A 25,299-nucleotide genomic window follows, 5' to 3' on the forward strand; every position below is an offset into this window, starting at 1 on the left:
CGGCGAGATGTCGGTCCGGTTGCAAAATGGGCAAACCCCAGCGAATTTCGGATCCCCGACGAATCCCCCCTGGCCGTGGCGAGTTCGGTTCCGGCACGTGAGGCGAAAATGGGCGAGTGGCTATCTCGGGCCACAGAGATCGCGATTAATCTGACTTACAGTCAGTATCTGGACGTAAAAGTAATCAATTGATAGCGTTGCAGCATGACCGCTTCACCAGATGTCGCCGTCCGTTGGGAGCTTGGCTCCGATCGTCCCCGCGAGGATTACGGATTCTTCGGACCGGACTCACCGACGTGGAAGGTGTGGACCAGCCCCACCGCGCTTATCGGGTTTCAGCGCTCGGTGGTGCTCGAGCACTTCGAGCCCCATCTGGCCGCCGCCGTGGCCGATTCGGCGGGCATCTATCGGGATCCGCGCGGACGGATGGATGGAACCCTCGCCTACTTCCTCATCGTCGCGACCGCCGATTCGCGAACTGCGGTCGAGGCCTCCGAGCACCTGCAGAAGGTTCACGCTCGCTCCAAAGGCACCGACCCGGTGACCGGCAAGCGGTACAGCGCCAATGATCCGGCCTCGCAGCTCTGGATCCACGTCACCGGCTGGCATTCGGTGCTCAAGTGCTACGAGATGTTCGGTCCCGGGCCGCTGAGCCAGGCCGAGGAGGACCGCTACTGGTCCGAGTGTGTGATCGCCGCCGAGCTGCAGACCGTCAATCCGGCCGACGTTCCCCGGTCCCGTGAGGAGGTGCGTCAGTACTTCGCCCAGATGCGTCCCGCGCTGTGTACCTCCGAGCGGGCACAGCACGCGATGCACTACCTGCTGCGCACCCCGCGGTCGGGCAGCAATCTGCGGTTCTGGGCAGTCAGCCGGATGATGGCCCCGGCGACCATCGCGACACTGCCACGGTGGATGCGGGAGCTGGGTCAATTCGATCAGCCGGGAATCGTCGACGCCGCGTACCGTCCCTTGGTGTCGGCAGCCATGTCGATCGCCAGCGTTCCCGCGGTGGAAGACTCCATCGCGCGATTCGCCAAGCTGCCGATGACGGCGACGACACTGCGTGACTTCCATGCGGGCAAGACGCCCGTGCGCCCCGTAACTCTCACCCCCGCCGAAGCCAAGGAACGATACGGGAGGCGCGCCACCGCATAATGGGGCGCTTTACGCTGGCTAGTTGTGACAGCTCCCACCTACCGTCCGCGCCGCACCACCCTGGCCGTTCCGGGCAGCAGCCAGAAGATGATCGACAAAGCGAAAACCCTTCCCGCGGACGAGATCTTCCTGGACCTTGAGGACGCCGTGGCGGCACCGGCCAAGGTGGAGGCGCGTCAGCGCATCGTCGATGCCCTCAACGCGCCGGGATGGTCTGGCCAGCTGCGATCGGTGCGTGTTAATGACTGGACTACTGAGTGGACCTACGCGGATGTGGTGGATGTTGTCACGCGTGCCGGCGACAACATCGACAACATTCTGCTGCCCAAGGTGGTGGACGCATCGCATGTGACGGCATTGGATCTGCTGCTGACCCAGGTTGAGCGTTCACGGGGTCTCGAGGTGGGCGCGATTGGCATCCAGGCGCAGATCGAGAACGCCGAAGGACTCACCAACATCGATGCGATCGCATCGGCGAGCCCGCGGGTGCAGTCGCTGGTCTTCGGCCCCGCCGACTTCATGGCCAGCCTCGGCATGCGCACCCTGGTCGTCGGGGAGCAGCCCCCGGGCTATGACGGCGAGGCGTATCACCACGTGCTGATGACCATCCTGGTTGCCGCGCGTGCTCACGGCGTCGACGCCATCGACGGCCCCTATCTCAAGGTGCGCGACGTCGATGCCTTCCGGGTTGCGGCCGGTCGTTCGGCCGCGCTGGGCTTCGACGGCAAGTGGGTGCTGCACCCCGCACAGGTTGAGGCCGGCAACGAGATCTTCAGCCCGCGCCAGGAGGACTACGACAGGGCCGAACTCATCCTGGACGCCTACGAGTGGCACACCTCGGTGGCAGGTGGCGCACGTGGCGCGGTGATGCTCGGGGACGAGATGATCGATGAGGCCAGCCGCAAGATGGCTCTGGTGATCGCCGGTAAAGGGCGCGCCGCGGGTATGGCGCGACAGGCACCCTCGTTCGAGCCCCCGGTGGGCTAGTACGAGCTCGAACTGCCGCCCGAAGCGATGCCGATGATCATGATCAGCACCCAGAACACGATCACCGCGGCACCGATGATGATCCCGGCGATGGCGACGCCCTTGCCGTCCTGCGGGGAGTTCTTGAGCTGGTTGAGTGCGATGAAACCCATGATGACTCCGGCAATCGATCCGATGCCGCAGAAGACGCCGACGATCGACGCGATCAACGAACCGATGGCCAGCGGATTGGTGCCGCCACCGGTCTGCCCGTAGGCGCCGTACCCGTACGGGTCGGCGTATCCGGGCGCCGGATATCCGGGATAACCACCGGCAGTGGGATAACCCGGCGGCGGGTATGGGCCCGGCTGTCCCGACTGATACGGCTGTCCCGACTGATACGGCGGATACGTCTGGCCATATTGCGGATATGCCGGCGGAGCCGTCGGATACGGAGGCGGAGCCGTGGGATAGGCGGGAGGAGTGGTCGGATAGGCCGGGTAGGACGGGGGAGGTCCGGGCGTCTCCCACGCCGGGGGAATGCTCGGAGGCACCTGGCTGGCCGACGACGCGGCATCGGCCGGCGGCGCGGACTGCTCCAGGGACGGATACTCGTATCCGGACGAGGCGTCGGGGCCGGTGCCGGAGGGTTCGTTGCCCGGGGTAGTCATGGCGCAAACCTAGCGTATTGAGGGCGTTTCTGGCCGCGCTGCGGGCGGAAAGTCGCAGGTCGCGGTCAAAGGGGCACCATCTGGTGCGGTCGGGCGTTAAATGGGTGCTAGCTAGCGCGTTACCGTGCATCACCGACTTCTGCAGGAGGACCGAACTCGTGGGACAACCGCTCACACCCGGGCAACCACAGCGCTCGACGTCACCGCGTTCCCCGTTGTCTTCGTCCCTGTCTTTGCCGACGCCACCGCAGGGTTGGCCCATCGGCTCGTACCCGACGTACGCGGAGGCTCAGCGCGCCGTCGACTATCTGTCCGATCAGCAATTCCCGGTCGAGAACGTCACCATCGTCGGCGTGAACTTGATGCAGGTCGAACGGGTGACCGGCCGATTGTCGTGGCCCAAGGTGCTCGGCGGGGGCATGCTCAGCGGAGCGTGGCTGGGCCTGTTCATCGGCCTGGTGCTGGGGATGTTCAGCACCAATCTGGCCGGCTCACTCGTCGTGGGACTTACCGTCGGATTGGTGTTCGGATTGGTCACCGCCGCGGTGCCCTACGCGATGACGAGGGGCACAAGGGATTTCGCATCAACCATGCAGCTTGTCGCGGGTCGCTATGACGTGCTGTGCGAGCCGGCGCAGGCAGAGGCCGCGCGCGACATGCTGGCCAAACTGGCTATCTGAGTCTGCTCGGCGGTGAGCCGTATGGCGTTGGCCTGCGGCGTTGCCCGCGCCCCGGGTGGTGGGACGCGCGCACCGAACATGTTGCATGTCACCTGGTTTTAGCTCTACGGTTGCCGCGCGGGACGGGTGTGCCCGCCGTACCGGCACACGGAGGTGCCGAGACGCGTCAACGAACCAGGAGGCGGTCGTGTTGGAGTCGTCGGCCGGATGGTTCCGACGGAAGGGTGTGGCGCTGGGCGTCACGTGCCTGACGCTGGCTTCGCTGACGGGATGCGCGCGCTCCGACGACGGGGTCGTCATCCGCTTCTACACCCCGGCCAGTGAGGCCGGGACCTTCACGGCCGCGGCGCAACGATGCAACAAGGAACTGGGTGGGCGGTTCACCATCCGGCAGGTGAGCCTTCCGAAGCGGGCCGACGAGCAACGGCTGCAGCTGGCTCGCCGATTGACCGGTAACGATCGCACCCTGGACCTGATGGGCATGGACGTGGTGTGGACCGCCGAGTTCGCCGAAGCGGGTTGGGCGCTACCGCTTTCGGACGATCCGGCGGGTGTCACCGATGCCAACGCCCAGCGCGACACTCTCGCGGGCCCGCTGGCCAGCGCCCGCTGGAAAGACAAGCTGTACGCCGCCCCGTTGAGTACCAACACCCAGCTGCTCTGGTATCGCAAGGATTTGGTTCCGGAACCGCCCGAGACGTGGGAGCAGACGGTGCAGGAAGCCGAGGGCTTCGCGCGATCTGGCGGACCTAGCTGGATTGCGTTGCAGGGCAAGCAGTACGAGGGCCTGGTGGTGTTGTTCAACACCCTGCTGGTCAGCGCGGGCGGCTCGGTGCTGGGCGATGACGGCAAGCGAGTCACCTTGACCGATACCCCGGAGCATCGCGCCGCCACGGTCACCGCCCTGCGGATCATCAAATCGATCGCGACGGCTGATGGTGCCGACCCTTCGATTACCCAGACCGATGAGGGCACAGCGCGTTTGGCCTTTGAGCAAGGTAAGGCCGCCTTTGAGATCAATTGGCCGTTCGTGATGGCCAGCATGATGGAGAACGCAATCAAGGGTGGAGTTCCATTCCTGCGCCTGGATCGGCGCCCAGACCTGACCGGTGCGATCGCCGGTGCTGGCCGCTTCGAACCGAACGATGAGCAGTTCACGGCCGCGTACGAGGCGGCCAGTGCGGCACTGGGTTTCGCGCCCTTCCCGTCGGCGGTCGCAGGCCAGCCCGCCAGGGTCACCATCGGTGGGCTGAACATCGCGGTCGCCAAGACAACGCGCTACAAGGCGCAGGCCTTCGAGGCGTTGAACTGCCTGCGCAGCCGCGAGAACCAGAAGGCGACGGCAATCGAGGGCGGCCTACCCGCGGTGGACTCATCCCTCTATGACGATCCCGAATTCCAGGCCAAGTACCCCGCGTACGCGATCATCCGCGAGCAGCTCGCCAACGCCGCGGTGCGTCCGGCCTCCCCGTACTACCAAGCCATCTCGACGAGAGTCTCCGCTGCGCTGGCCCCGATCACCGGAATCGATCCCGAGCGCACCGCCGATCTGCTCACCGATCAGGTGCAGAAGGCCGTGGACGGACGGGGGCTGATCCCGTGACCGGTTCGGGTGTCAAAGGGGCCGCCTCGGCGGGGAAGAAGGCTGAACGGCGTCTCGGTCTCTTACTCATCGCACCGGCAGCGCTTCTCATGCTCGCGGTTACCGCATACCCCATCTGCTATGCCATCTGGCTCAGCCTGCAGAAGTACAGCCTGGCCAGCCCGCAGGACCGCAAGTTGGTGTGGTTCGACAACTACGTCACGGTGCTCACCGATAGATATTGGTGGAGCGCCCTGGTGGTCACACTTGTGATCACGGTGATTTCGGTGGTCATCGAGCTCGTACTCGGCCTGACCCTCGCGCTGGTGATGCATCGAACGATATTCGGGAAGGGTCTGGTGCGCACTGCCGTGCTGATCCCCTACGGAATCGTCACCGTCGCAGCGTCTTACAGCTGGTACTACGCGTGGACTCCGGGTACGGGATATCTGGCGAATCTTCTTCCGTCGGGTAGTGCGCCACTGACGCAACAGATTCCGTCGCTGGCGGTGGTGATCTTGGCGGAGGTGTGGAAGACCACGCCGTTCATGGCTCTGCTGTTGCTGGCCGGCTTGGCGCTCGTCCCAGACGACTTATTGAAGGCCGCCCAGGTCGACGGTGCCAACGGCTGGAGCAGACTGATCCGCGTAACCATCCCGATCATGAAACCGGCGATTCTTGTGGCGCTGCTGTTCCGAACCCTGGACGCCTTCCGGATTTTCGACAACATCTACGTGCTCACCGGCGGCAGCAACAACACGGGGTCGGTGTCGATTCTGGGGTACGACAACTTGTTCAAGGCCTTCAATGTCGGGCTTGGTTCGGCGATCAGTGTCCTGATCTTCCTGTGTGTGGCCATCATCGCGTTCATCTTCATCAAGGTTTTCGGTGCCGCGGCCCCGGCGGCCGATGACGAAGGGGCAAGACGGTGAGCCGCACAACGCCCTCGCGCGCTGCGGGCTGGGTGATCGCCGACGTGTTGGTGCTGTGCTACGCGCTGGTACCGGTGCTGTGGGTGTTGAGCCTGTCTCTCAAACCCACCTCGACGGTCAAGGATGGCAAGTTCTTCCCATGGCCGGTGACGCTCGATAACTACCGCAGCATCTTCAGCGGAAACGTGTTCACCTCGGCACTGGTGAACTCCATCGGCATTGGGCTCATCGCGACATTGATCGCCGTCAGCGTTGGCACCATGGCCGCGTACGCGGTGGCGCGACTGGACTTTCCGGGGAAGAAGGCCCTCGTCGGCGCGGCCCTCCTCATCGCGATGTTCCCGCAGATCTCGCTGGTGACGCCGATCTTCAACATCGAGCGCTCGGTCGGCCTGTTCGACACCTGGCCAGGACTGATCATCCCGTACATCACCTTCGCGTTACCCCTGGCCATCTACACACTGTCGGCGTTCTTCCGCGAGATCCCTTGGGAATTGGAGAAGGCCGCCAAGATGGATGGAGCCACACCGGCACAGGCCTTCTGGAAGGTTATCGCACCGTTGGCCACGCCGGGCATTGTCACCTCCGCGATCCTGGTCTTCATCTTCGCCTGGAACGACCTGCTGCTGGCGATCTCGCTGACAGCCACGGACCGATCCATCACGGCCCCGGTCGCCATCGCGAACTTCACCGGCAGTTCGCAATTCGAGGAGCCCACCGGATCGATTGCCGCGGGCGCCATCGTCATCACGGTGCCGATCATCATCTTCGTGCTCATATTCCAACGACGGATCGTTGCCGGACTGACCTCCGGTGCAGTGAAGGGTTAGCGATGGCTGAGATTGTGCTGGACCAGGTGTCCAAGACGTACGCGGACGGTTCCGCGGCGGTACAGGATGTCAGCCTGAATATCGCTGACGGCGAGTTCATCATCCTGGTCGGGCCATCGGGGTGCGGTAAGTCCACGACGTTGAACATGATCGCCGGACTCGAGGACATCTCCTCGGGCGAGCTCACCATTGCCGGTGAGCGGGTCAACGAGAAGGCGCCCAAGGATCGCGATATCGCCATGGTGTTTCAGTCATACGCGTTGTACCCGCATATGACTGTGCGCCAGAACATTGCCTTCCCGCTGACCCTGACCAAGATGAGCAAGGCCGACGTGAACGCAAAGGTCGAAGAGGCCGCGAAGATCCTGGATCTGACCGACTATCTGGATCGCAAGCCCGCCAACCTCTCCGGCGGACAGCGGCAGCGGGTGGCGATGGGCCGCGCGATCGTCCGCAGTCCGAAGGCATTTCTCATGGACGAGCCGTTGTCCAATCTGGATGCCAAACTGCGGGTGCAGATGCGCACCGAGATAGCGCGGCTGCAGAAGCGGTTGGGCACCACCACCGTCTACGTCACGCATGATCAGACCGAGGCGATGACGCTCGGTGATCGGGTGGTGGTCCTGCGCGCCGGAAAGGTGCAGCAGGTCGGTGCTCCCCAGGAGCTTTACGACACCCCGGCCAACCTGTTCGTCGCCGGTTTCATCGGATCCCCGGCCATGAACTTCTTCCCGGCGACGCTTACCGATATCGGAGTGCAGCTGCCGTTCGGTGAGGTGACACTCGAGGCGAGCGTCTACGCCAACGTTTCCGCCAAGAAGGCCGGCGTTTTGGGCAGCGACGTGATCGTGGGGATTCGGCCCGAGCAGTTCGAGGACGCCGCGTTGGTCGACACCTACAAGCGGATTACCGGACTGACGCTCACGGTTAATGCCGACCTGGTGGAGTCGCTGGGCTCGGACAAGTACGTGCACTTCACCACCGAAGGCGGTGCGGCTCATTCGGATGAGCTGGCCGAACTCGCCCAGGAGGCGGGCGTGGCTGGGGCAGACGAAAACGAATTTGTGGCAAGGCTTTCCGCGGCATCCAAGGTCGTGGAGGGGCAGCCCGTCGAGCTGATCATCGACACCGGCAAGCTGGTGATATTCGATGCCGCATCCGGGGAGAACATTTCACTGCCCGGCAATGACACTGTCGGGCAGTGACCGGCCCGGGGATGAATTCGGACGAGATCGTCCGTCACGTACGCGCCCATCTGGCCGATCACTTCACGGGTATCGGTGCGGGCGAGCCGGATTCGGCCTCGGTCACCTTCCTTGGGTCTGAACCCTATGAGCTCCTGCGCTATGGTCCCGATGATGCCGGGGTATCGCATTTCGTCTCGGTGGGAGCCTCGCGCTATCCCATGGCCGACCCGGGGGAGATGCTGACTTCAGAGGAGCTGGGTCCGCGCGCCGAAGTGCTGATCAGTTTGCGCGGCAATGTCTTTCCTGGCCTGGCCCGATCTCTTGCGGTGCTGGCCGCCTCGCCGGCGGTGGAGGGGCTGGTGCTCACCGAGGACGCGCTGGTCGATCTGGGCCAGCCGCTCTGGGACGATCCGGCACGGCAGGCGTACACGGCGGTGCTGCTGCAGAACGGCGATATCCCGGATCTCCTGTTGCCCGAACCGCTCTCGCCGGTGCGTTTTCTGGTGGCCGTGCCTATCACGGCCAACGAAGCGGCCTGGGTGCGGCTCAAGGGCGCCGATGCGTTGAGGGACGCATGGCTGCAGGCCGATATCGATGTGAAGGACCCGTCGCGCGCCCACGCGCAGCCGAGCTAGCGCGCTACAGCCACCCGTTCTTCCGGAAGTTCCGGTACAGCAGGGTGCATACGACGACCATGACGAGCAGCACGATCGGGTAGGCGGCCGGCTCGGCCAGCTCGGGCATGTGCTCGAAGTTCATGCCGTAGATCCCGGCGAGCATGGTCGGAAACGCGGCGATGCCCACCCAGGCGCTGATCTTGCGCATGTCGGTGTTCTGCTGCATGGCCACCTTGCCCAGGGCCGCATTCACCAGGGAGGTGAGCATCTCGTCGTAGCTTCCGATCTGATCGGCGGCGTGGCTCTGATGATCGAGCACGTCACGCAGATATCGCCGGACTTCCTTGGTGATCAGGTCGTTGTGGTCCTGGGTGAGCTTGCTGAGCGCTCCCGTGAGCGGGCTGATCGCGCGGCGCAACTCCACCACTTCACGCTTGAGCATGTAGATGTGCTCGATATCAGTGCTGGATCGGGGCGAGAAGACGTTCTGCTCCATCGCATCGATATCGGTTTCGACGAGGTCGGAGACCTCCATATACGAGTCGACCACGCGATCGGCGATGGCATGCATGACGGCATACGGGCCCAACCGCATGTGGTCCGGATCGGAATCCATCTGGGCGCGCACCTTCGCCAACCCGCTGTGGTCGCCGTGGCGCACCGTCACCACGAAGTCGCCGCCCACGAAAATCATGATCTCGCCGGTTTCCACGATCTCGCGGGCCGAGGAGATTGATTCGTGTTCAACGTAATTCACGGTCTTGAGAATCAAGAACAAGGTGTCGTCGTACCGCTCGAGCTTCGGACGGTTGTGCGCGTGCACGGCATCCTCGACGGCCAGCCGGTGTAGTCCGAACGGCTGGGCGACCGCCTCCATCTGATGTTCGTCGGGTTCGTGCAGCCCCACCCACACGAACCCGCGGTCCAGCGAGCGCACCTTCTCCAGCGCGGCGGTGGGCGTGTACTTGCCCGGCAGCCGGACCCCGTCGACGTACACGCCACAGTCGACAATGGCGCGGGCGAGAGGGACCGGGATGCGTTTGGCATCGGTCTCGGGTTCACGGCCGCGGATAGGTGAACGCAACGACGACGGATTGACCGACGGAAATCGCGCCATGATGTGGGCTCCCTGCTCGCAACCAATCGTTCTGCGGAACCGTTCCGCGAGATGGTAACCCGCGAGCCTGTGGGACCGCCTGGGACACTGAAATCGTGACATTCGATATTGCGGTGTTCACCTCAGTGTTCATCACCCTGGTCGTCATCATGGATCCCCCGGGTGCGGTACCGGTGTTTCTGTCGCTGACGGGCCGGCAGCCCGCCGCCGAACGACATCGTGCCGCCTGGCAGGCGCCGGCGGTCTCGTTGACCGTCATCTCGATGTTCGCGATTGGCGGCCAGGCGATCCTGACCTATCTACATATAGGTGTGCCCGCGCTGCAGGGTGCCGGCGGCCTGCTGCTGCTCATCACGGGCCTATCTCTGCTGATGGGCGGCGCCACCAGCCAGAACGCCGATAGCGGCGTCAACGTGGCGCTTGTCCCGCTGGGCACCCCGCTGATGGCGGGACCGGGAGCCATCGCGGCGACCATCATCGCGGTCCGTCAGGCGCAGGGGCAGGTGGGCACCTATCTGGCCATCGCTGCCGCGATCCTGTGCGTGCACGTGGTGCTGTATCTAACGCTGAGGTTCTCTACGGTGCTGATCAGGGTGCTGCGGGAGGGCGGGATCATGCTCTTGGCCCGGGTCGCAGGCTTGTTACTGGCTGCCATCGCGGTGCAGATGATCGCCGAGTCGGTGCGCGGATTCGTGGCAGGCGCGTAACGGGCCGCTCACATTTCCAGAGTCGCCAGGAGTGACTTTCGAGGGGGCCAGTAGTCTCACCGCTGTGACCGCATCCGACGTTGTCGTGACAGATGAAGAGATTTTCGAAGCACATATCGACGGGAAGCTGTCGGTAGAGCTCAAGTCGCCGCTGGACACACAGCGCGCACTGTCGATCGCCTACACCCCGGGTGTTGCGCAGGTATCGCGGGCCATTGCCGCCGACGCCAGCCTGGCCAAGAAGTACACCTGGGCCCATCGCCTGGTTGCGGTGGTCAGCGACGGCAGCGCCGTGCTCGGTCTCGGCGATATCGGCCCCTCGGCATCGCTGCCCGTCATGGAGGGCAAGAGCGCACTGTTCAAGACCTTCGCCGGGCTCAACTCCATCCCGATCGTGCTCGACACCAAGGATCCCGACGAGATCGTCGAGACGCTGATCCGGCTGCGCCCGACCTTCGGTGCGGTCAACCTGGAGGACATCTCCGCGCCGCGTTGTTTCGAAATCGAGCGACGGGTGATCGAGGCGCTGGACTGTCCGGTGATGCACGACGACCAGCACGGCACCGCCATCGTGGTGTTGGCGGCACTCATGGGAGCATCGCGGGTGTTGGGCCGCGATCAGAAGTCGCTCAAGGTGGTGATCTCCGGTGCGGGCGCGGCCGGCGTCGCATGCGCCAACATCCTGCTGGCCGACGGCATTACCGACGTGACGGTGCTGGACTCGAAGGGCATCGTGCATTCCAGCCGCGATGACCTCAACGAGTTCAAGGCAGACCTTGCCGCACGCACCAACCCGCGCGGTCTCACCGGCGGACAGGCCGAGGCGCTCGCGGGTGCCGATGTGTTCCTGGGTGTTTCGGCCGGAAAGGTCGACGAGTCGCTCATCGCGACCATGGCAGACGAGAGCATCGTCTTCGCATGTTCCAACCCCGACCCCGAGATTCACCCGCATGTGGCCGCCAAGTACGCCGCGATTGTCGCGACCGGGCGCAGCGACTTCCCGAACCAGATCAACAACGTGCTGGCCTTCCCCGGTGTGTTCCGTGGGGCACTGGACGCCGAGGCCACCAAGATCACCGAGCGGATGAAAGTGGCTGCGGCCGAAGCAATCTTCTCGGTCGTCGAACCTGACCTGGCGCCGAACAAGATTGTGCCCAGCCCGTTGGATCCGCGTGTCGGACCCGCTGTGGCGGCCGCTGTCCAGGCTGTCGCGCACGAGAGCGATTAGCCGTTTGAAGTTTCGTGCACTGACGGTGGGGCTGCTGGTGATGGTGGCCGTGCTGGCCGGATGCTCGGAAAGTGGTGGCCCCGCACCATATTTGACGGTGGTGACCACGAAGGAACCGCAGTATCGGGTGCTCGCGTACATCTATGCGGCGGTGGTGAAGGCGACCGGTATCGACACCAAGGTGCGTGAGAGTGTTGATCCGGTATCGGAATTGGACACCGGTATCGCCAGCGTCGCACCAGGATTCACCGGGAGGCTGTTGCGGCAGTTCGCGCCGCAGCAGCGCCCCAGCGGGGACGAAGAGGTCACCTATAAGGCGATGATCGCTGCCCTGCCCGCCGGCGTTGCGGCGGCCGATTATGGGACGGCCGAGGATCGCCCGGCCATTGCGGTTCCGTCGGTCGCGACGAGTGTCTCGGCCAAGCCGACGCTCGCCGGGTTAGCGCGACACTGCGATGAACTGGCGCGTGCCGGGCAGGTGGGGCAGGGGCCCGTTCCCGTCGCTCGCATCGGTTCCTGCGCGACAGGTAATCCACGTCAATTCCCCAGCACCGGTGAGCTTTTCACGGCACTCAAGGGCGGAGAGGTGGCGGTGGCGTGGACGTCCACCGCCAACCCGGCTCTTCCCGCCGATGGAGTCACCCTGGTCGACGACGAGAAGAGTTGGCTGCCCGCCAACAATGTCGTTCCGCTGTACCGGCGCAATGAGCTATCCGAACCGCAGGTGTTATCGCTCAACAAGGTTGCCGGTGAGCTCACCACTGGGGATCTGGCGGTGATGACCCGGGAAGTGTCCGGCGGCGCGGATCCACAGCGCGTGGTGGATACGTGGCTCAACGACCACCAGATCTTGCTGCGCTAGCCGGTGGTGCTGATGTGCTGGTTCGCGATAACGGTAGCGAGCCGGGTCACGTGATCAACGACCTGTTCTTCGGTGAGAACAAGTGCGCCTGAGTGCCATTCGCTCATCATCCCGGTGAAACCGTTGAGGCCGATGGTGACATCCACGCGGAAGGCGGCGGGGTCGGCGTCGGGCCGAAGGTAAGGGCCGCCGGTGTCGATCATGAGTTCAATCAGCTCCCGCTGGGAGGCCTGTCTCGTCTTTTCGAGCGCGGGGCAGCCGGTGTGGGTGCCCAGTAGCACGTGCGCGCGGGGAAAGTCATCCGCGATCCACGTGACGAGCACGCGCAGCGCCTCATTGAGGGTTTCCAGCGGAGGCCGTTTCGGATCAAGGGCCATCACTTCCAGCACCGAGGTGAGTAGTTCGGCCCTGATGCCTTGCCACACCGCGACTAACAGGTCGTCTCGATCCGAGAAGTCTTCGTAGAAGTACCGGGTGTTAAGGGTCGTCTGCGCACATACTTTGCGCATCGTGACCGCTGCCCAGCCGGACTCGCGCCAGATATCGAACGCGGCCACGACAAACCGTGAACGACGTTCCTGGCGTCGTTGTGCGTGTGTCTGGCCGCCATAGAGGTCGGACGTGCGGCGCATCTGTCGATGATCGCAAATGCCGGTGACCTCTTGAAAACTTTTACGATTAACGCTCTAATGTAATCTGAACTCACGTGAGATCAGATGATGGTCCGGAGATCTCGGATCTCACTTATCGGAGAGGCGGAGACAATGACGTCTGCAGCGGTCCAGGGTGTCGATACGACCGATAAATCGGTGGTCGTGTCAGGGGCACCCGCGAGATACCTGAACGGCCTGACGATGAGCATCGACATGGCCCGTTACGGCCTGGATGTCAGCCGGGGCTGGGTTCCGCGGGTGTCGGGGCATGACATCTCACGTTTTCGATGTGGCACCAGACGCTTTGTATGCGTGACGCATCCGGAATACATCGATCACGTCCTGCATACCGGCAGGCTGAACTACCACAAGTCCTTCGAGTACGAGTTGTTGCGTGCTCTGCTGGGCGTCAACTTGTTCACGGACGAAGACGAGTCCTGGCAGTGGCATCGCACACTGCTCAACCCTATGTTCGCCAAGCGCAGGCTGAACGGGCTTGTCGACTTGATGGTGGCTCCGATAGACGATCTCGTGGCGGAGATGAAGTCTAAGCCGGATGCCACGGAGCTGAGCCTGTCGGATGCAATGGTCAAGCTGACGCTCAACGTGGTTGGAAATGCCTTGTTCGGTAAGCAGTTTGGCGCCATCTCCGACGAGATGTCCGACAAGGTGACTACCGGATTGAGGTTCGGAGAGAAGCTGCTGCGACTGTTTCTCATAGTGGAGCCACCTCGGCGGTTGTTCCGGATAATTATGCGGGGCGCCTTTCTGCCGATCCCGCTTCCGTGGCCGTTCCGGACCATGCAGATTGTGGCGAAGTCGCTGGACAAGTCGGTATGGGACTTGGTGCGGGACCGCAAAACAAATCCGACAAACGGCCTCGATCTCTTGAATTACATGCTGACCACCGAGGACGAAGATGGAAAGCCTTTGCCGCTGAAACGTGTTCGTGACGAGTCGATGACCTTCATGCTTGCGGGCCACGAGACAACCGCAAATGCACTGTCGTGGATGTGGTACCTATTGGCCCTGAACCCGCCGGCTCGTGATCGAATGCTCAAAGAGGTCGATGACGTCTTGGAAGGGCGGACGCCGACGGCGGACGATTTGGCACAGCTGCCATGGACGACAGCCTGCTTCATGGAGGCGATGCGTTTCTACAGTCCGGCGTGGATAATCCCGAGGCTTGCCATCAAAGACGATGTTGTTGGCGGTCACCACATTCGGAAGGGAACGACCGTCATATTGCCCGGGCATCTGGTCCATCATGACGAGCGCTGGTGGCCGAACCCGGGGGAGTTCGATCCCTCACGATTCTTGCCTGGAGCAGGAAAGGGGCGCTCTAAAAGTGCCTACCTGCCGTTCGGTGGCGGAAAGAGGATCTGCATCGGCCAGAGTTTCGCCGTGATGGAGTCTGTGTTGGTGACGGCAATCTTGAGTCAAAACTTCGTGTTTGACTTAAGGCCCGGGCACCCGGTTGATCCGGAGGCCACGTTGACGCTGCGCCCTCGTCATGGTCTGCAGGCCATCGCCCGGCGGAGACACACGGCATGAAGATTCCACAACGCGTCGTGATAACGGGTGCTGCTAGTGGTATCGGCGCCGCCACCGTGCGGCATTACGCACGCGAAGGCGTCGAGGTGATCGGCCTGGATATCAACGGGGACGCCCTGCGGGCTGCCGTTGGTGCCGCTCGGAGTGGCGGTGACCGAGTCTTCGGATATGCCTGCGATGTAGCGGATCTGGCATCGGTCGAGGAAGTTGCCGCCCGTATCAAGGCCGAACACGGCCCCGTCGACATCCTCGTGAACAACGCGGGTGTGGGTGTGGGGGGCGACTTTCTGGAAACCACACACGAAGACTGGATCTGGCTGCGGTCCATCAATTACGACGGGGTTGCCCATGGTTGCAGGGCGTTTGGACCCGACATGGTGGCGCGTGGGAGTGGCCACGTGGTCAATGTGGCCTCCGGGGCCGGTTACATCCCGACGCGTCGGATGGCGTCGTATTGCGCGTCCAAGGCCGCGGTCATCATGTTCTCTCGATGTCTGCGGGCGGACTGGGCCAGCCACGGTGTTGGGGTCAGCGTCATCTGCCCGGGTGTCATCAAGACTCCGATTCTGGAACACACCCGCTTGCGGGGCGCCATCGGCAGTGAAAAGGAGCTGATGGCAAAGGGATTCAAGCTGGGTCACCCACCAGATGCGGTGGCCAAGGCCATTGCTCGTGCCGCCCGGCACAACATCGCACTTGTTCCCGTGGGCGTGGAATCACGGCTCGCCTATCACGCACTCCGCGCCCTGCCGGCCTCCGTCGGCAATCTACTGGCCCGCATTTGACCCACTCGAGAACGGGAACCTTCATGGTCGTCTCCACCCATAGCGATTCGAATGTGACACCCAATCCGTCAGCGCATCCGACCGAACGCCCGATACCACCTGACCATGAGGTGGTTATCATCGGTGCGGGATTCTCAGGGATTGGTACAGCAATAGCGCTGTATAACACGGGGTTCCGAGATATGCTCCTGGTTGACGAGGCCGACGGGGTGGGCGGTACCTGGCATTGGAACACCTACCCCGGGATTGCCGTCGACATACCTTCGTTCAGCTATCAGTTCTCCTTCGAAAAGCTGAAAAGCTGGTCCCGCAGCTACGCGCCCGGTCGCGAGCTCAAGGCTTACGCCGAACATTGCGTGCGCAAGTACGGCCTGGCCGACAAGATCCGTTTCAACACCACGATCGTCACAGCGCAGTTCGACGCATCAGCATGTCTGTGGCGTCTCACCACCGCTGCGGGTGAGCAGCTGACCGCGCGCTTCGTCATCAACGCGTGTGGAGTCCTCACTCGCCCGGTGTATCCGGAGATCCATGGCATCGAGGATTTCGAAGGCCAGACCATGCATACCGCCCGCTGGGACCATACTCAGAACGTCTCGGGAAAGCGTGTGGGGATCATCGGAACCGGGGCGTCCGCGGTTCAGATCATCGCCGCGATTGCCCCAGAGGTGGAGCATCTCACCGTGTTTCAGAGAACGCCCATTTGGTGTCTGCCAAAACCGGACTTTTCGCTGCGCGGCACCGTATCGCGATTCTTGACGCGACTTCCCGGCGGGCTGCAGGCGACGCGGCTGGCGAGCCAGGCATTCGTGGAGGCCACCTTTCCGATCCCCGCGCACTATCACGGGGCGATACCCGGCATGTCACCCGTCGTGGAGTCACTTGCGCGCAGGTATTTGCATAGCCAGGTTTCAGATGCCGAGACCCGTGACAAGCTCACGCCCCGTTATGGACTGGGCTGCAAGCGTCCAAGTTTTCACAATGGATACCTCGCGACTTTCAATCGCGAGAACGTCACACTCGAAACGGATCCGATCACCGGTATCGACGCCAGTGCCGTCCATGTATCCAGCGGTGCGGAGCATCAGCTGGATACGCTCATCTTGGCAACTGGTTTCAAGGTAATGGACCCGGGGAACATGCCGACCTATGAGCTGATCGGGCGTGATGGCCTTACGCAACAATCATATTGGGATACACACCGTCTACAAGCTTACGAAGGTGTAAGCGTGCCCGGATTTCCCAACCACTTCTCGATCATGGGACCGTACGGATACAACGGGTCGTCGTATTTCGCGCTCATCGAGGCCCAGTCCACCCATATCGGCCGGTGCCTTACTCGTGCCCGCGCGTTGGGCGCCAACTACGTCGAAGTCACCCAACGTGCCAATGACCGTTTCTTCGCCGAGATGCTCAGACGCAGGCGCCGTCAGATCTTCTGGCAGGACAGCTGTGCGCACTCCAACAGCTACTACTTCGACAAAAATGGCGATGCGCCGTTGCGTCCGACCACGACGCTGGAATCCGCTTGGCGCAGTCGCACATTCAACCTCGACGACTATCGATTCGGGTGCGCGGCCCCGGCGGTTGCGGAAGGCTGAGAATTGCTGTCAGTGAGGGGGGCCCGCAGCTGAAGCTCGCTGACCTGGGGTGACGCCGTCGGCAATCAGATTGTGACTTGACCCGGTTATTTGACACGTGGTACCTAAATGTTCATTATGGCGATCCCTCTGGGCCCCAATGTTGCGGCCACAGCACCTGTACGTGGCACTGAGCTGTACCCGGGCGACCTGCCCGGATTGCGGCTCCCGAACGGCGTGGAGGGCTGGGCGCGGCCCGAGCTGGCCTCCGTGGTCCGAACCTTCGAGTGGATGTTCACCAAATACCGCCTCGGCGGCGGTGGCCTCTGCGTCTACGTCGACGGTGAACCGGCATTGGACATTTGGGCCGGTGCGGCTGCTGCCGGGCAGGGCTGGACACGTGACACCGGAGCGCTCGTGTTCTCGGCGTCGAAGGGTATCGCGGCCACCGTCATTCACCGTCTGGTCGACCGGGGCCTACTTGCCTATGACGCCCCGGTTGCGCGTTACTGGCCGGAGTTCGGGGCCAACGGTAAGTCGTCGATCACCGTGCGTCAGGTTCTCGATCACCGCGCCGGACTGTCCCGGTTGGACGGGATCGCGCGCCATGCAGAGGAAGTCACCGACCACGAGCTCATGGAACAGCGTCTGGCCGCGGCGCCGGTCGACAAGTTCTACGGCAAACGCGCGTATCACGCGCTCACCTTCGGGTGGCTGCTTGCGGGCCTGGCCCGGTCGGTCACCGGCAAGGACATGCGTGAGCTGTTTCGTACCGAGATCGCCGAGCCACTCGGGGTCGAGGGGATACACCTCGGACGACCGCCACGGACCTCGTCGACCAAGGCCGCCTCGATGTACCCATTCCTGGATCCGGTGGCGACCCGGCCCGTGGTGGGCCGGGTGCTGCCGACAGTCATCCGTGCCATCGATCGTCTTCCCGGTTTCGAGGGTGCGATCGGCACGATGTACGAGCCCGGAATGGAACGGATCCTCGCCGACGACGGCACTCTGAGTTCAGCGCTGTACGACATGCAGGCACCGGCGGCCAACGCGGTCGCGACGGCACCGGCGCTCGCCAAGATGTACGCAGCCCTGGCAGGCGGTGGCACTGTCGAGGGCCGCGAGTTCCTTTCGCCGGAAACTGTTGCCGGGCTTGCTCGTAGAATCAATCTGAGCATCGACCGCACCATCGTGTTCCCCATGGGCATGCACCTGGGATACATGTCGCTGCCTATGAATGGATTCCGCGGCGGATTCGGCCACATCGGGCTCGGTGGCTCCATGGGATGGGCCGACCCCAAGCGCAAGATCGCTGTCGGCCTCGCGCATAACCGGCTGCCACTGACCATGGCTCTCGATCAGATCTCGTTTGCGTTCTTGTGGCCGCAGATCGTCAAGGCCGTCGGCTGAGATCGTGAAGTGCCCCCAATCGTCGAGCGTCGATTGGGTATCTGTCCTGACATCTGATTCATCACCCTTGTCTTGACGCCAAGTACCTGGTACTCACTGTTACTTATGGCACAACCTCACGGCCTCGACGACGCGGTCCCGGAATCACCGCTACCCACCCCCTTCGCCTATCCGCCGCTGGAACGCGGTGTGGAGCTGCCGCCGGGGGTGAACGGCTGGGCGCGCCCCGAGTTCCGAGGTGTGGTGCGCGTCTTCTCGCTTGCCTTCACCCGGTACCGCGTGGGCGGTGGCGCGATCTGTGTGTACGTGGACGGCGAGCCTGTACTGGATCTGTGGGCCGGTCAGGCGCAGAAGGGGCAGGCCTGGACGCGCGATACGGCGCCGGTGATCTTTTCGGCTTCCAAGGGAGTTACCGCCACCATCATCCACAAGCTGGTGGACCGCGGACTGCTGGAGTACAACGCCCCGGTCGCCCGGTACTGGCCCGAGTTCGCCGCCCACGGCAAGGGCGCGATCACGGTCGACGAGATCCTGTCGCATACGGCAGGGTTGTCGCGGCTGACGGGTATTGCGCACAACTACGAGGAGATGTTCGACCCGGATCTGATGGCCGACCGGTTGGCCGCGGCGCCCGTCGACAGATATTTCGGCAAGCCCGCCTACCATGCATTGTCCATCGGCTGGCTCATGGGACGGCTTGCCAAGGCCGTCACCGGTAAGGACCTCGAAGAGCTGTACCGCACCGAACTGGCCGAGCCGCTGGGCGTCGACGGTATCCACATGGGTAGGCCGCCCAAAGGTGCGCCCTCCGAATCAGCCGCGCTCACACCGCATTTGGACAGGGTCGCACGGTCCGGCTTTATCCGTCGGACGGCTCCGCCGGTCATGGGGATGCTCGACAGGATGCCCGGGGCCAAGGGGGCGGCCTCCACGCTGTACCAGCCGGGTGCCGAGATGCTGCTGGCCGACGACGGGCACGCGAGTGCTCCCGTGATGGATCTGCGGTGCGGCGCCGGTAGCGCCTGCTGTACCGCGCCCGCGTTGGCCAAGCTCTACGCGGCCCTGGCGGGCGACGGGAGCGTTGACGGAACACGGTTGCTCTCGCCCGATGTCGCCCAGGGCCTCGGACGCAAGAACAGCTACCAGATAGACCACACGCTCGGGATACCGATGGGCTGGCACCGTGGGTACCACTCCCTGGTGGCGCCGGTGATCGGTGGCGGCTTCGGGCATATCGGCGCGGGTGGCTCCTTCGGCTGGGCCGATCAGAAACGCAAGATCTCGGTTGCCATCGTGCACAACCGGCTACCGACCACGATGGTCTTTGACCAGACCATCATCGGCACCTTCTTGCCGTCAATCATCCGTGCGGCGCGCTAGCCGACACGGATGATCGGCCCGGGTCGTTACTTCCCGGGCTTGGGCATGATGAAGCCCGTCACCAGCGAGAAGATGTCCTGGTAGCGGGAGCCGGTCACGCGTACGACCAGGTCCAGGATCTTGGCGTCGGGTCCGACGAGCACCCGTGGCTTCTTCTTGCGGACGGCGGTCAGGATGATGCGGGCCGCGGCCTCGGGGCTGGTGTTCGCAAGGTACTTGTCGAACATCGCGGCCATCGCCTGCTGGTCGTAGCCCTCCGCGGTGGTGGAGTTGCGCGCGATGGCGGTCTTGATGCCACCGGGGTGCACACAGGTGACCGCGACCGGCTTCTTGCCGATGATCATCTCCTGGCGCAGTGATTCGGTGAAGCCGCGCACCGCGAACTTGGCCGAGTTGTAAGCACTTTGGCCCGGCATGGACAGCACGCCGAACAGGCTGGAAACGTTGACGACGTGACCGTCGCCGGAGGCGATCAGGTGCGGCAGGAAGGCCTTGGTGCCGTTGACCACGCCCCAGAAGTCGACGTCGATGATCCGCTCGATGTCCTTGAACTGGCTTTCCTCTACCTCGCCCTGGTAGGCGATGCCGGCGTTGTTGTAGATCTGGTTGACCTTGCCGAAGTGCTCCTTGATGGCATCGGCGTAGAGCAGGAAGGCTTCGCGCTCAACGACATTGAGGCGATCGGAGCGAACCTCCGCGCCCAGGGCCTTGACCTGGCGTTCGGTCTCTGCCAGGCCTTCGGCGTCGACATCGCTGATGGCCACCTTGGCGCCCGAGCGCGCGAGTTCCACCGCCAGTGCACGTCCGATTCCCGAACCCGCACCGGTCACCACGGCCACCTTGCCGCTGAAGCCTTCCATAGATGTCTCCTTGTTAGACGACTGTCAAATAGTCAGAGTAATGGGTCAGTGGGAACGTTTGGGCATCAGGAATCGCTCGACGAGAACGAACAGATCCTGGTAGCGCGCACCGGTGAGTCGAACCAGAAAGTCGATCACCTTGGCATCGGGGCCGACGAGTACACGCGGCTTCTTTTTGCGGACTGCGGTAAGGATGATCCGGGCCGCCGCCTGCGGACTGGTGCGTGCGACCCGATCGAACAACTTCGCGAACTGCGCGTGGTCGTAGCCCTCGGCCATCGTGGCGTTGCGGGCCACGTTGGTCTTGACGCCGCCGGGGTGTACGCAGGTGACCGCGACCGGCTTCTTGCCGGTGATCATCTCCTGGCGCAGTGATTCGGTGAAGCCGCGCACCGCGAATTTGGCTGCATTGTAAGCGCTTTGGCCGGGAGCTCCCATGATGCCGAAGATGCTGGAGACGTTGACGACGTGGCCGTCGCCGGATGCGATCAGGTGGGGCAGGAAGGCCTTGGTGCCGTTGACCACGCCCCAGTAGTCGACGTCGATGATCCGCTCGATGTCCTTGAATTCGCTGACTTCCAGGTCGCCGTGGAAGTCGATGCCGGCGTTGTTGTAGATCTGGTTGACCTTGCCGAAGTGCTCCTTGACGACGTCGGCGTAGAGCAGGAAGGCTTCGCGCTCGGCGACGTTCAGCCGATCGGAGCGAACCTCCGCGCCCAGGGCCTTGATCTGACGTTCGGTCTCGGCGAGGCCCTCGTTGTCGATATCGCTGATGGCCACCTTGGCGCCCGAGCGCGCGAGTTCCACCGCCAGTGCACGTCCGATTCCCGAACCCGCACCGGTCACCACGGCCACCTTGCCGCTGAAGCCATCCATGACTACTCCTGACAGATTTACGTTGCGACGCTGACGTCAATCAGTGAGGGTAATGGATGGTGGCGCGGAGCGGTCGGGTGCCGGGTAGGTGAGGGTCAGGCCTTGAGGCCAACGCAGATCCAGTCGACCGACACCAGCGGTGGCGTGAACGGGCGCTCCACCGGGCGATGCACGACGACATCGAACCCGGCACGCGAGAAGAGCCGCTCCATTTCCCCGGCCGTGGGAAAGTGCGCAGGTCCGCGTTCTCCGGTTCCGCGCCGCATCCAGCGCCGCTCCCTCGGACAGATCGTGGCGACCGAGACCATGCCGCCCGGGGCGAGTACGCGATAGAACTCCGCCAGTGCCGCGGGCTGATCGAAGAAATGGAATGCCGACGTTGTGACGACCGCGTCCAGAGTGCCGTCGTCGAACGGGAGCTGCTCCGCGGGCGCCTTCCTCCACTGGACGTCGGCGGACCGTGCCCTCGCCTTGGCGAGCATGCCATCGGACATATCGATTCCGTAAACAGATGGCTGGGGCAGCTCGGACTGAATCCGCGACGCCAATATGCCAGTACCACAGGCAATATCGGCGATCCGCCGTGCGTCGTGTGCGCGTAGCTGCCTGATGGTGTCGTTTTGCGCCGGGCTGTAGATGTGGCGCTGCACGAGCGGGAAGTTGTACACCTTCGACATCACGGTCCAGTACCGCGTGACCAGATTATTAAGCGAACGCCGTGGGGCGATGGCAGTCATCGTTGAAACCTAGGATCGGCGCTCGCGGAAAGTCGGTGACTCGTCCTGATCTTTGTGAAAGATACGAGGCCCACGCCCGAAAGCTATGACCGGCCCCAATAACCGGCGAACCGCTGCGATGAACCTTCGAGCAAACCTCCCAACTCGGGTACAGGACGGTAGGGTGCGCAAGGGTCTCACGGATGTGATCGGTGAGGGATACGGGTATTCCACGATGCAGTGGGAGAAGGTTGGAGTCCGCTGATGACGGCGTCACTCAGTGATCGGTTCATGCGTCGGCTGCCGGAAACGGCGCGCCGCGCGGTGGACTGCTTCGCTTCCGAGGTGCCGTACTACGGAATGCTGCCGCGCGAGGTTCTCGACGGTGAAATCACCGAGTTCACCAAGCAGCACTTCCGAATCTTCTCCCGGGTGATGCTGGAATCGCGGGCGCCCACCGAGGACGAATTCGCGGTGTCGATCCTGGCTGCGTCTCGGCGCGCGCAGGAGGACATACCGCTACCGGCGATCCTGGCCGTCTACAACGTCGCCGCTCGGGTCGGCATCGAGACACTCCGGGAGTTGGCAACCCCCGACGAGTTCGATCAGGTGCTGGCCATCAGCATGCAGGTGCAGCGATACCTGCAATTGATGCTTCCTGCCGTCACCGCCGCGTATCTCGAAGAGCGCCAAGGTCTTTATAGCGCGACGACCGAGGCCCGGCGCGACCTCTTCGATGCTCTGGTCAAGGGGGTGCCGTGGACCGATGCCGCCGAACGTGCCAGTGTCACGCTCGCACTGTCGTACAACGTGCTGTTCCTGTACATGCCCGAGCCCGCAGCCAACACCGTGGTCGCGCGCAGACGTGCGCATCTGGTGCAGGACATCGTCGACGAGCACGCACGCGAGCCCGTGCTTACCTCCCTGGATGGCCGCGGCGGCACCATCTTGCTGCCTGCGGTGGGCGCGGTGGAGTCACTGCTGCCCTTGTTCTCCGAGGTGGCCGGGGGACCGGTCACGCTCGGAGTTTCCCATGCGACCGACCCCGGTGAGATTGCCGCCGCAGCGGATGAAGCACGCGAATTGGCCTTGCTCGCATTACGGCTCGGCCGAACACCGGGTGCGTACCGGCTCTCCGATCTGCTGCTGGAGTACCAGATCACCCGTCCGGGCAGAGCCCGGGATCTGCTTGCCGCCACCATCCAGCCACTCGTGGCCCACCCGCATTTGCAGCAGGCGCTCAGTGCGTATCTGCAACACGAGCACGGACGGCAGCTCGCGGCTAAATCGCTGCATGTGCATCCGAATACCCTCGACTACCGGTTGCGCCGGGTCGCGGAACTCACCGGCCTGGACCCCGCGCAGCCCTCGGCCGCACGGACATTGGCGGCGGCCCTGCTAGCGGTCAGAACTGCCGGCGGTATGCCGTCACAGTCGTCCGGCAAGTAGCTTCACGACCGCCAGGATCTGTCGGAGGTACATGATCACGGCGCGTGGCGACAGGACCGTTGACAATACGGTCCGGACATCGGGTCGCGTGGGTAATGTCTTGCCGCGCATGCGTTCATCAAGCCAGCCGAGCGCGTCATGACCGCCGGACAGTAACAAGAAGACGCGGTCGCTGGCGCGGTCGCGCCGGTAGGTGACCTGTGCGCCACCGGCTATGTAGTCCTCGGCGAGCTGGTCCGTGCTGGAAACCGGCAACAAGACATCGTGGATCGAGTGATAGAGATAAATCGGTGCGGTGGGGGTGCGCAGCCCCAGTGTCATCGCGTCGGTGAGGGCGGCGATTTCCGGGGTGTCCATCACCTCCTCAAGCGGGCGATCGAAGATCTTGTTGAAGTTGAGAAATGGCCAGTACAGCAGGGCCTGAATGACGGTGAGACGCTCGGCCTTCTCGACCATCCGGCGGCCTCTTTTGGTGAGGTGCTTCTGCAGAAACTCCTGGATGGAGGGGCTTACCCGCATCATTGCCGCCAGCACGATGATGATGAGGCCCGAAGCGTACTGGCCACTGAGCTGGTGCATGAGGGGGCCAGGTTGGGGTGCGGGCGCGCCGATCAATGCCCCCACCAGGTTGAGTTCGGGTGCGTACTCACCGGCGAGTTCGGCGGCCCAGGCGGTGGCGTTGCCGCCGGCCGAGTACCCCCATACCGCGGTTGGTGTCTGGTTGGTCAAGCGCGGGATGCCGTCCTCACCGGATGCGGCAATGGTGGCGCGCAGCGCGTCCAGTACGTGGTAGCCGGGTTGTTTGGGTGCCATCCAGAGACCCTTCGGGCCCTCATGGTCACTGATGGTGACGATCCATCCCCGTTGGAGTGCGGCAACCGCGAGCAGAAACTCGTTCTGCGACTGGTTGATACCGAAGGTGCGGTGCTGCAGGTAGTAGGAGGGGAATCTCTTGGGGGTGACAGCGTCGATAGCACTCTGAAAGGCCAGCAGCGGCGATTCCGATGTCGCGTTCTTGGGGACGAGCACCGTGGTGACCGTGGTCTCCGGCGCACCGTGCAGGTCGGTGCTGCGATAGAGCACCTGCCAGGCATGCAGCTTCAGCGGGAAGATCCCGAAGAAGCCGATCTGAACTCGCCGGCGTCGCAGGGGTGTTCCGGGTGCGGCCTTCTCCCAGCCGTCAGCTGGACGGAAGAACGGGTCCTGCGGCGACGGTAGTGGCTTGCCAAGTTGCATCGGCCAGGCCTCGATGGGCTGGGTCGCCGGGGCCGACGTGGGCGCAGTGCCGGCTGTCATCTGGCTCCTGTCCTAGCTCTTGTCATCCCGGGTGAATCGATGGGCTGTGCTGATGCCGAAGAAGAATCAGGGGATTTGCGCAGCGTATTCAACAAGAATGATTCGTGGCAACGAATCGACATTGAATCGGGGTTACTCACCAAGGTGCCTGTGTGACCTTGTGGTTCATCACCGATGAGGCAAACGGCCGAAGTCAACCTCGAGAC

The 25,299-nt window shown here is 63.4% G+C and carries 24 protein-coding genes; 17 read left to right on the top strand and 7 right to left on the bottom strand.

Annotated features, from left to right (window positions below; all coding sequences use genetic code 11):
• Window positions 1-204 precede the first annotated feature (204 nt).
• Together AOT83_RS03495 and AOT83_RS03500 are read left to right on the top strand one after the other, a co-directional pair.
• Window positions 205-1,155 (top strand): oxygenase MpaB family protein, encoded by a 951-nt coding sequence (locus AOT83_RS03495; protein ID WP_030094810.1) that lies wholly within the window; start codon window positions 205-207, stop codon window positions 1,153-1,155.
• 24 nt (window positions 1,156-1,179) lie between these two features.
• On the top strand, window positions 1,180-2,142 hold the full coding sequence (locus AOT83_RS03500; protein WP_030094811.1) for a CoA ester lyase: 963 nt from the start codon (window positions 1,180-1,182) through the stop codon (window positions 2,140-2,142).
• Here the strand turns inward: AOT83_RS03500 and AOT83_RS03505 are convergent.
• Window positions 2,139-2,792, bottom strand: coding sequence for a DUF4190 domain-containing protein (locus AOT83_RS03505; RefSeq protein WP_057963885.1), 654 nt, complete (start codon window positions 2,790-2,792; stop codon window positions 2,139-2,141). The two genes, AOT83_RS03500 and AOT83_RS03505, sit on opposite strands and share 4 nt — an antisense overlap.
• 158 nt (window positions 2,793-2,950) lie before the next feature.
• On the opposite strand from AOT83_RS03505, the gene AOT83_RS03510 reads away from it, so the two are divergent.
• From AOT83_RS03510 to AOT83_RS03535, 6 genes are all read left to right on the top strand, one after another.
• Window positions 2,951-3,472 (top strand): general stress protein, encoded by a 522-nt coding sequence (locus tag AOT83_RS03510; protein WP_030094813.1) that lies wholly within the window; start codon window positions 2,951-2,953, stop codon window positions 3,470-3,472.
• A 187-nt stretch (window positions 3,473-3,659) separates the two neighbouring features.
• Window positions 3,660-5,075 carry an ABC transporter substrate-binding protein gene (locus AOT83_RS03515; protein ID WP_057963886.1) on the top strand — a complete coding sequence of 472 codons (1,416 nt, stop codon included), beginning with the start codon at window positions 3,660-3,662 and terminating at the stop codon, window positions 5,073-5,075.
• On the top strand, window positions 5,072-5,986 hold the full coding sequence (locus AOT83_RS03520; protein WP_057963887.1) for a sugar ABC transporter permease: 915 nt from the start codon (window positions 5,072-5,074) through the stop codon (window positions 5,984-5,986). The genes AOT83_RS03515 and AOT83_RS03520 overlap by 4 nt, the downstream gene beginning before the upstream one ends.
• Window positions 5,983-6,816, top strand: a complete 834-nt coding sequence (locus AOT83_RS03525; protein ID WP_030094816.1) for a carbohydrate ABC transporter permease — start codon at window positions 5,983-5,985, stop codon at window positions 6,814-6,816. Before AOT83_RS03520 ends, AOT83_RS03525 begins: the two co-directional genes overlap by 4 nt.
• A gap of 2 nt (window positions 6,817-6,818) precedes the next feature.
• The gene (ugpC, locus tag AOT83_RS03530) at window positions 6,819-8,021 is read left to right on the top strand and encodes a sn-glycerol-3-phosphate ABC transporter ATP-binding protein UgpC (protein WP_030094817.1); all 1,203 of its coding nucleotides are present in this window, start codon (window positions 6,819-6,821) and stop codon (window positions 8,019-8,021) included.
• Between the two features lie 11 nt (window positions 8,022-8,032).
• A complete protein-coding gene (locus AOT83_RS03535) occupies window positions 8,033-8,638 on the top strand; it encodes a suppressor of fused domain protein (protein ID WP_030094818.1) in 606 nt (201 codons plus the stop codon).
• A 4-nt stretch (window positions 8,639-8,642) separates the two neighbouring features.
• Here the strand turns inward: AOT83_RS03535 and corA are convergent, their stop codons facing one another.
• Complete coding sequence (corA, locus tag AOT83_RS03540; RefSeq protein ID WP_030094819.1) at window positions 8,643-9,737, bottom strand: magnesium/cobalt transporter CorA; 1,095 nt, start codon at window positions 9,735-9,737, stop codon at window positions 8,643-8,645.
• Between the two features lie 95 nt (window positions 9,738-9,832).
• Between corA and AOT83_RS03545 the strand changes: the two genes are divergently transcribed.
• The 3 genes from AOT83_RS03545 (at window position 9,833) to AOT83_RS03555 (ending at window position 12,534) form a co-directional block, all read left to right on the top strand.
• Window positions 9,833-10,444, top strand: coding sequence for a MarC family protein (locus AOT83_RS03545; protein WP_030094820.1), 612 nt, complete (start codon window positions 9,833-9,835; stop codon window positions 10,442-10,444).
• An 85-nt stretch (window positions 10,445-10,529) separates the two neighbouring features.
• Window positions 10,530-11,672 carry an NADP-dependent malic enzyme gene (locus AOT83_RS03550; RefSeq protein WP_030094821.1) on the top strand — a complete coding sequence of 381 codons (1,143 nt, stop codon included), beginning with the start codon at window positions 10,530-10,532 and terminating at the stop codon, window positions 11,670-11,672.
• A gap of 4 nt (window positions 11,673-11,676) precedes the next feature.
• Complete coding sequence (locus AOT83_RS03555; RefSeq protein ID WP_232783240.1) at window positions 11,677-12,534, top strand: glycine betaine ABC transporter substrate-binding protein; 858 nt, start codon at window positions 11,677-11,679, stop codon at window positions 12,532-12,534.
• Here the strand turns inward: AOT83_RS03555 and AOT83_RS03560 are convergent.
• On the bottom strand, window positions 12,531-13,166 hold the full coding sequence (locus AOT83_RS03560) for a TetR/AcrR family transcriptional regulator (RefSeq protein ID WP_030094823.1): 636 nt from the start codon (window positions 13,164-13,166) through the stop codon (window positions 12,531-12,533). The two genes, AOT83_RS03555 and AOT83_RS03560, sit on opposite strands and share 4 nt — an antisense overlap.
• A 132-nt stretch (window positions 13,167-13,298) precedes the next feature.
• On the opposite strand from AOT83_RS03560, the gene AOT83_RS03565 reads away from it, so the two are divergent.
• From AOT83_RS03565 to AOT83_RS03585, 5 genes are all read left to right on the top strand, one after another.
• Window positions 13,299-14,741, top strand: a complete 1,443-nt coding sequence (locus AOT83_RS03565) for a cytochrome P450 (protein ID WP_078313422.1) — start codon at window positions 13,299-13,301, stop codon at window positions 14,739-14,741.
• Window positions 14,738-15,526: an SDR family NAD(P)-dependent oxidoreductase gene (locus AOT83_RS03570; RefSeq protein ID WP_052399450.1), complete on the top strand. Its 789-nt coding sequence runs from the start codon at window positions 14,738-14,740 to the stop codon at window positions 15,524-15,526. Before AOT83_RS03565 ends, AOT83_RS03570 begins: the two co-directional genes overlap by 4 nt.
• 92 nt (window positions 15,527-15,618) lie before the next feature.
• Complete coding sequence (locus AOT83_RS03575; RefSeq protein WP_057963922.1) at window positions 15,619-17,127, top strand: NAD(P)/FAD-dependent oxidoreductase; 1,509 nt, start codon at window positions 15,619-15,621, stop codon at window positions 17,125-17,127.
• A 117-nt stretch (window positions 17,128-17,244) separates the two neighbouring features.
• Window positions 17,245-18,516: a serine hydrolase domain-containing protein gene (locus tag AOT83_RS03580; protein ID WP_030094827.1), complete on the top strand. Its 1,272-nt coding sequence runs from the start codon at window positions 17,245-17,247 to the stop codon at window positions 18,514-18,516.
• Window positions 18,517-18,621: 105 nt separating this feature from the next.
• On the top strand, window positions 18,622-19,896 hold the full coding sequence (locus AOT83_RS03585; protein WP_057963888.1) for a serine hydrolase domain-containing protein: 1,275 nt from the start codon (window positions 18,622-18,624) through the stop codon (window positions 19,894-19,896).
• A gap of 26 nt (window positions 19,897-19,922) precedes the next feature.
• On the opposite strand, the gene AOT83_RS03590 is transcribed toward AOT83_RS03585, so the two are convergent.
• The 3 genes from AOT83_RS03590 to AOT83_RS03600 form a co-directional block, all read right to left on the bottom strand.
• Window positions 19,923-20,756, bottom strand: a complete 834-nt coding sequence (locus tag AOT83_RS03590; RefSeq protein ID WP_057963889.1) for an SDR family NAD(P)-dependent oxidoreductase — start codon at window positions 20,754-20,756, stop codon at window positions 19,923-19,925.
• A 45-nt stretch (window positions 20,757-20,801) separates the two neighbouring features.
• A complete protein-coding gene (locus tag AOT83_RS03595) occupies window positions 20,802-21,632 on the bottom strand; it encodes an SDR family oxidoreductase (RefSeq protein WP_030094830.1) in 831 nt (276 codons plus the stop codon).
• A gap of 95 nt (window positions 21,633-21,727) precedes the next feature.
• Entirely contained in the window at window positions 21,728-22,369 is a 642-nt protein-coding gene (locus AOT83_RS03600) for a class I SAM-dependent methyltransferase (RefSeq protein WP_057963890.1), read from the bottom strand.
• Between the two features lie 243 nt (window positions 22,370-22,612).
• Between AOT83_RS03600 and AOT83_RS03605 the strand changes: the two genes are divergently transcribed.
• Complete coding sequence (locus AOT83_RS03605) at window positions 22,613-23,797, top strand: helix-turn-helix domain-containing protein (RefSeq protein ID WP_044104283.1); 1,185 nt, start codon at window positions 22,613-22,615, stop codon at window positions 23,795-23,797.
• Here AOT83_RS03605 and AOT83_RS03610 read toward each other — a convergent pair.
• Entirely contained in the window at window positions 23,777-25,093 is a 1,317-nt protein-coding gene (locus AOT83_RS03610) for a lipase family protein (RefSeq protein WP_057963891.1), read from the bottom strand. The genes AOT83_RS03605 and AOT83_RS03610 overlap by 21 nt on opposite strands.
• Window positions 25,094-25,299 lie beyond the last annotated feature (206 nt).

The sequence above is a fragment of the Mycobacteroides sp. H001 genome, from assembly GCF_001440005.1.
Taxonomy (GTDB): domain Bacteria; phylum Actinomycetota; class Actinomycetes; order Mycobacteriales; family Mycobacteriaceae; genus Mycobacterium; species Mycobacterium gwanakae.